8 protein-coding genes and 1 pseudogene are annotated in these 5,709 nt (G+C 67.7%); 4 read left to right on the top strand and 5 right to left on the bottom strand.

Translation table 11 applies throughout. The annotated features are described in order from the left end of the window. The 3 genes and pseudogenes from NKF06_RS19495 to NKF06_RS19485 all read left to right on the top strand — a co-directional run. Nucleotides 1-185, top strand: a pseudogene (locus NKF06_RS19495) (RNA-guided endonuclease TnpB family protein); the annotation flags it as partial. 56 nt (nt 186-241) lie between these two features. Beyond that, nucleotides 242-901, top strand: coding sequence for a LysE family transporter (locus NKF06_RS19490; RefSeq protein ID WP_253246359.1), 660 nt, complete (start codon nt 242-244; stop codon nt 899-901). A 104-nt stretch (nt 902-1,005) separates the two neighbouring features. Then, nucleotides 1,006-1,431: an OsmC family protein gene (locus NKF06_RS19485; protein ID WP_253246358.1), complete on the top strand. Its 426-nt coding sequence runs from the start codon at nt 1,006-1,008 to the stop codon at nt 1,429-1,431. A 51-nt stretch (nt 1,432-1,482) separates the two neighbouring features. Here NKF06_RS19485 and NKF06_RS19480 read toward each other — a convergent pair whose 3' ends face one another. After that, on the bottom strand, nt 1,483-2,283 hold the full coding sequence (locus NKF06_RS19480) for an AAC(3) family N-acetyltransferase (RefSeq protein ID WP_253246357.1): 801 nt from the start codon (nt 2,281-2,283) through the stop codon (nt 1,483-1,485). An 84-nt stretch (nt 2,284-2,367) separates the two neighbouring features. Here NKF06_RS19480 and NKF06_RS19475 point away from each other — a divergent pair, with 84 nt between their 5' ends. Then, on the top strand, nt 2,368-2,619 hold the full coding sequence (locus tag NKF06_RS19475; protein ID WP_253246356.1) for a hypothetical protein: 252 nt from the start codon (nt 2,368-2,370) through the stop codon (nt 2,617-2,619). Nucleotides 2,620-2,621: 2 nt separating this feature from the next. Here NKF06_RS19475 and NKF06_RS19470 read toward each other — a convergent pair whose 3' ends face one another. From NKF06_RS19470 to NKF06_RS19460, 4 genes are all read right to left on the bottom strand, one after another. After that, entirely contained in the window at nt 2,622-2,846 is a 225-nt protein-coding gene (locus NKF06_RS19470) for a hypothetical protein (RefSeq protein ID WP_253246355.1), read from the bottom strand. A 119-nt stretch (nt 2,847-2,965) separates the two neighbouring features. Further along, a complete protein-coding gene (locus NKF06_RS21055; protein ID WP_256364938.1) occupies nt 2,966-3,094 on the bottom strand; it encodes a hypothetical protein in 129 nt (42 codons plus the stop codon). A gap of 61 nt (nt 3,095-3,155) precedes the next feature. Then, on the bottom strand, nt 3,156-3,947 hold the full coding sequence (surE, locus tag NKF06_RS19465) for a 5'/3'-nucleotidase SurE (protein WP_008093078.1): 792 nt from the start codon (nt 3,945-3,947) through the stop codon (nt 3,156-3,158). Nucleotides 3,948-4,063: 116 nt separating this feature from the next. Beyond that, nucleotides 4,064-5,467, bottom strand: coding sequence for a class I SAM-dependent methyltransferase (locus NKF06_RS19460; protein WP_253246354.1), 1,404 nt, complete (start codon nt 5,465-5,467; stop codon nt 4,064-4,066). Nucleotides 5,468-5,709: the final 242 nt, after the last annotated feature.

Here is a 5,709-nt window from a genome sequence, read left to right as displayed (position 1 = left end):
ACGTCTGTCAGTCGTGTGGGTTGGTCGGAAACGCGGATTGCAACGGGGCGGAGAACATGCGGCAGAAGATAACTCCGAGTCCTCACGGTGAGGATAGGAGTAACGGCTGTGTGGCACAGCCATCGACATACTTGTTCGACCGCGAGAGTGGGACGTTCAACACGAGAGAACAGGTCGTGTCGTAAACCAGCAAATATCCCAACTTGCGGTACGGGAAGCCCCGTCGTTTACGACGGGGAGGATGTCACTAACCACCACAATCGGAATCTTCGTCCGTGGACTCGTTCTCGGCGTCTCGATAGCCGCGCCGGTCGGTCCAATCGGTGTACTGTGCATCCAGCGAACGCTTTCTAAGGGCCGCCGTTCGGGCTTCGTCAGCGGACTCGGAGCGGCGTCTGCGGACGCGGTCTACGGGGCCATCGCGGGGTTCGGTCTCGCTGCGCTCTCGTCGGTCCTGCTCGGACACCGCAACGCAATCGCTCTCGCGGGCGGCGCAATCCTCCTGTACATCGGCGTCCAGTCGATTCGGGGCGACCCGGCGTCCGTCGAGTCGGCACCGACGACCGAGCGGTCGGCCGTCGCACCGCTCGACTCGAACGCCCGGATCCTCGCGGCCGACTTCGGGTCGACGTTCCTCCTGACGCTGACGAACCCGGTGACGATACTGGCGTTCGTCGGCATCTTCGCCGGCCTGGGCGTCGGCGTCTCGGGCGACTACCTCGCGGCGGCGGTCCTCGTCGCGGGCGTCTTCGCCGGGTCGGCGCTCTGGTGGTTCGTCCTGAGCGCCGCCGTCGACCGCGTCCGAGAGCGCGTCACTCCGGCCGTGCTCCGCCGGGTGAACCAACTCGCCGGCGTCGTCATCGTCGGATTCGGCGTCGCCGCGCTCTGGAGCGGCCTGTAGCGCGCCGCCCCGGCACTCCCGACTCCGGCCGAGTCCCGTCGAACCTCTCCGAATCCATCGTCGTCGTCACCTCCATATCGCTGGCGGTCATATGTGTGCGTGAGATGCCCACGCACAAAGCAGAGACGACGTGGACCGGTGGCAAAGACGGCAGCGGCGAGTTCTCGACCGAGAGCGGGACCGTCGAGGGGACGTTCACGTTCCCGACGCGATTCGAGGACGAACCCGGGTCGAACCCCGAGGAACTCATCGGCGCGGCTCACTCCGGCTGTTTCTCGATGCAGTTGACCGCGTTCCTCGAAGGCGAGGGCTACACGCCGACAAGCCTTCACACCGCGGCCGACGTGCACCTCGACCCGGCGGACGGCGGCGGCTTCGAAATCTCGCGCATCGACCTGACGCTCGACGCCGACGTGCCCAACATCGACGAGGAGACGTTCGCCGAACTTGCCCAGCGCGCCAAGGAGAACTGCCCGGTGTCGAAGGCGCTCGCCGGGCCGGAAATCACGCTGACCGCGACGCTCGCCTGAGCGCGCGCGTCTGGCGTCGCGCCCCGACCGAGTCGGCCGCGACATCCTACTTCAGCGGTTCGACTCGAACCAGTCTTCGGCGAAGTCGACCAGCGCGGGCTGGTCGAGGAGCGTCGCGGCCGCGACCGCTCCCTCGGTCGCGCCGACGGCCCTCTCGAACGCCTCGCCCACTTCCTCGAAGTCGTCGGTCTCGACCTCGATGTCGTCGTACTCGACGACGACGCGCTCGCCGTCTCGGAGAAGCGGCGCGCGCTCGGTCGTCCGCTCCTTTTCGAAGTCGGCGCGGTGTTCGGCGAGGTGGAGCGAGGTGTTGTTTCCGTGGCCGACGCCGAGCAGGAGCACGTCGCCGCCGCGGCCGTACACTCGCGCCAGCGGCGACCCGTCGCCGAGACCGTAATCGAGTTCGTGGCCCGTGACGATTTCCTCGGCGGCCGCGCCCCACGCCGCGAAGGAGACCGTCGGATGCTCGCTGCGGACGACGCCGGGGTAGTTGCGGAAGCACTCGGGCACCGCGCCCATCCCGCGGGTCGGCGTCACGTCGGGGCGGAACGGCGGCATCGACTCGCCGATGACTTCTACCCAGTCGTCGGGGACCGGCGGGTTCTCCCACGCCGACGGGTCGGTGTACTGGCCCGTGTGGGTCGGCATGACCAGCGTCCCGTCGTCGGTCAGCACCGTCCGGAGGGCGTCCACGACCGCCTGCGGGCCGCCGGCGACCCAGCCGAGCGAACTGAGCGACGAGTGCACGAGGAGGGTGTCGCCGGCCGCAACGCCGAGCGCGCGGAGGTCCGCGGCGAGCGAATCCACAGTACCCGGTTCGTCCACGCGCTCGATGGCGTCTGCTTCGGACATACGCGTCCGTCGGCCGGCCCGAGATTCAATCTTTGGTGTCGGCCGACCGAAAGGACCACCTTCGCCCCCCGCGACGCGTTCGGTATGTCACGCGTCTCCGCCCGCGACGCCCTCCGCTACGCGACCGAAGACGACGCTGTCGTGCTGTTCGCCGTCATCGTCGGCGGTTGGGTGTTGCTGACCGTCGGCAGTTTCGCCCTCGCAGGCTACGGGTTTGGACTGATGTTCGCGCTCGGAATCGTCGCCGCCCTCGCCGGGGCGCTCGCGGTGTTCGCCGGCGTCGTCGGCCTCGCGTACAAACTGCTGGTGGACAGCCGGCGGGCGGCGTCGGAATAACGTCAGTTCACGCCCCGAGAGAAGCCGACGTAGGTCACGTAACAGAGTCCGCCCACCACGAGAAAGACGAACTGGTAGCCGGTGTTCGAGACGATGTCGACGACCGATTGCGCCGGGCGGAGCAGTTTCAGCCACAGCAGCATACCCACACCGAGCATCGCCACGAGCCAGAGACCTCCCAAGAGCGGTCGCTGTTTCAGATACTCGTTGAGTTCGTCGCGATTCATGTCAGGTGACAGATGCCCCATCAATGAAAAGACTGCAATGACTGTCAGGCTGTCGCGTGCGAGATAGCCCGCGAATTGTCGATGGGTCGCTCCATTCGCCAAGGCCCGAACTCGCGGTCTCAGAAGAACTGTTCGAACAGCCGACCGAGGAGGAGAATGACCAGTGGGATGCTGAACAGTACCGCGATAGTGACGAGAAAGCCGGTGACGCTTCCCGACTCGGCCGCGGCCTGCAAAATCGAGTTCATCGGTCTCGTCGGCGTTTCAGGGCCCTCGGATATACGCTTTGTTGCCCGCGTCCCGTTTCGCTCACTCCAGATACGTCTCGGCGAGCGCGTCCAGCGCCTCGTGGCGGTGGGTCGTGTGCGGCGCGGTCAGCGGCGAGACCGACACGCGGCCCTCGACGACGGCCCGACGGTCGGTGCCGTCGGGGTCCGGAATATCGCCGGTTCGCATCCGCTCCCAGACGCGGTCGTGGAGCTTCACGGTCCCGTTTTCGAACTCCGCGGTCATGTCGTACAGCTCTGAGGGAACCGTCACCTGCATGTCCGCCGGGTCGCCGCTGGGGTCGCGCATGGGCGCGTTGACGTTGAGGTAGTCGCACTGGTCGAAGACCCCGGCCGGCTCGGCGTGTTTGACGAGGTACGAGGCTGCGTGGGTCGCCTCGCGGAAGTCCCGCGGGTCGGTCGCCTTCTCGTGCCACGGCAGGTCGCCGCCGGCGGGGACGTACAGCGAGAGAGCGATGGCGGGCACGTCGAAGAACGCGGCCTCGACGGCGGCGCTGACGGTCCCCGACCGGCCGAGGACGTACGCGCCGATGTTGGCTCCCTTGTTGATGCCGGAGACGACCATGTCCACGTCGGGACACAGCGCCTCCAAGCCAGCAACCGTGCAGTCGGCGGGCGTCCCCTCCAGCGCGTAGCCGAGTTCGTGCTCGGTGACGACCGCGTCGGTGGACATCTTCCGGCCGACCGCGCTCTGGTCCGTCGCGGGCGCGACCGCCGTCACGTCGGCGAACTCCGAGAGGGCGTCGTAGAGCGCGCGGAAGCCAACGCTCTCGATGCCGTCGTCGTTGGTGAGGAGGATGCTGGGTTCGCTCATGGTCCGACTGGGGACGGAACCCGCAAAAAGCCACCCGTCGGACGCAACATGTCCCGAGACACGGCGGCGGCCGATGGCAAGTAACCGCGAACGTCGCTGGGGACGATGCGACCCGCTCAGGCGACGCGGTCCACGAGCGTCTCGTCGTCGACGACGAGGTTGTACGCCTCTTCGTCGTCGTTCCAGAGCGCGAGGACGTTCTCGAAGACGAGCACGTCGCCGTAGTCGGCGTCGGCCACATCAGCGTTTAGCACGGTGTCGCGGGTGCGGACGGCGTAGTGGTCGACCGCCTCGCTGCCGTCTCCGATTTTGAACACCTGGTTGTTCCCCTCCGAGAGGTCGTGGCTCAGTTTGACCGCCAGCAGGTCGATGCGGTTCGTGACGTGGCGCTCCATCTCGGCCATCTTGGCGAACCGCGCGGGGTTTCCGCGAACGTCGAGTCGGCGCTCGCCGTCGGTCCGGAGGACGCTGTAGGAGTACTGCACGTCCACGTTGACGAAGGTGCCCTCGTCCTCGTCCTCGTCGCGGCCCTCGTCGAGGCGGCGCTGGAACCCCGGCACGTCGAGGTCGGGCTTCACGTCGAACGACCAGCCCCGGTCTGAGGGCGCGTAGCCGTCCCAGAGGCGGAGCGTCGGCGAGTACACCGTCACGTCGCCGTCGACGGGCACGACCTCGCGTTCGACCTCGCGGAGGCCGATGCTCGTGTTCCGGTCGGCGGGCGCGATGGCGACGATTGCGCCGTCGTCGGTGAGAACGTCGAGGTATTTCTCGACGACCGCGACGGGGTCGTCGAGTTCGCTCAGAACGCTAGCGAAGAGGATGATATCGTACTCGCCGTCGGGGTCGAACGCCTCGGCAGTCTCGCGGTGGACGGTCGTCCGGAAGTTCCGGCGGGTCTCGCTGAGCATCCGGTCGAGCACGTCGGCGGAGGCGCTCGGCTCGACCGCGTGGTAGTCCACGACGGCGTCGTCGGGGAGGTAGTCGTGGAGGCCGAGCGCGGGACCTCCCGTCCCGGCACCCACGTCGAGCACGCGGGGGTTTCGCGGGAGCAGGCTCCGCTCTGCGAGGTCAGAGAGGACGTAGCCGACGACCGCGTAGTAGTCCGGGAGGTGGTATATCCCGTAGCCGAGCGCAGCGTCCTCGTCGTACTCGACGGGGTTGCCCCGGTAGTAGTCCTCCTTCAGTTGGCGGACACGCTCCCGGAGGCGGTCGCCCGACTCACCGACGTGCCAGTTCGCGCCGTAGCGTCCGATGAGCAGGTCTTCGAGGGCGAACGAGTAGTCGTCGGGGAAGGCCGCGGGCGACCAGTTCTGAAACGGTGCGGGGTCGTCGTTCGCGGGGACGAACGTGCCGTCGTCGCGCTCGAACAGGCCGAGGTCGTGGGCCTCCTCGCGGAGCGTCTGTTTCACCACGGCGGGATGCGGCGCGCCCTCGATGTACTCGGCTATCTCGTCGGGGTCGATGGGGCGGACGTTTCTGAGGTACTTCGCGTTGTCGCGGACGGCGTCTCTGTCTATCATCGGTGGGCTGTGGAGCGAGTCGCCGTCGCCCGCGCGGTCGGACTCGGGCCCGCCGCGGGGCGTCGGCGTCGGTGTCTCCCTTCACTCGTCACTCGAACGGGTCGTGCTTGTCGGTCTGGTCTCGGGTGCGGTCGGCGGCGCTCGCGTCGCCCGCATCGCCCGACGAATCGACGCCGGCGTCGTTGCCGCGGGAGATGCGCCGGTAGAGATCGGCGAACGCCTCGTCGTCGGCCGTCGCGAGG

The organism is Haloferax sp. AB510, assembly GCF_024136985.1.
In the GTDB taxonomy this organism is placed as follows: Archaea; Halobacteriota; Halobacteria; order Halobacteriales; family Haloferacaceae; genus Haloferax.
Note: the sequence above shows the minus strand (reverse complement) of the source record. Positions and strands in the feature narration are given on the sequence as shown.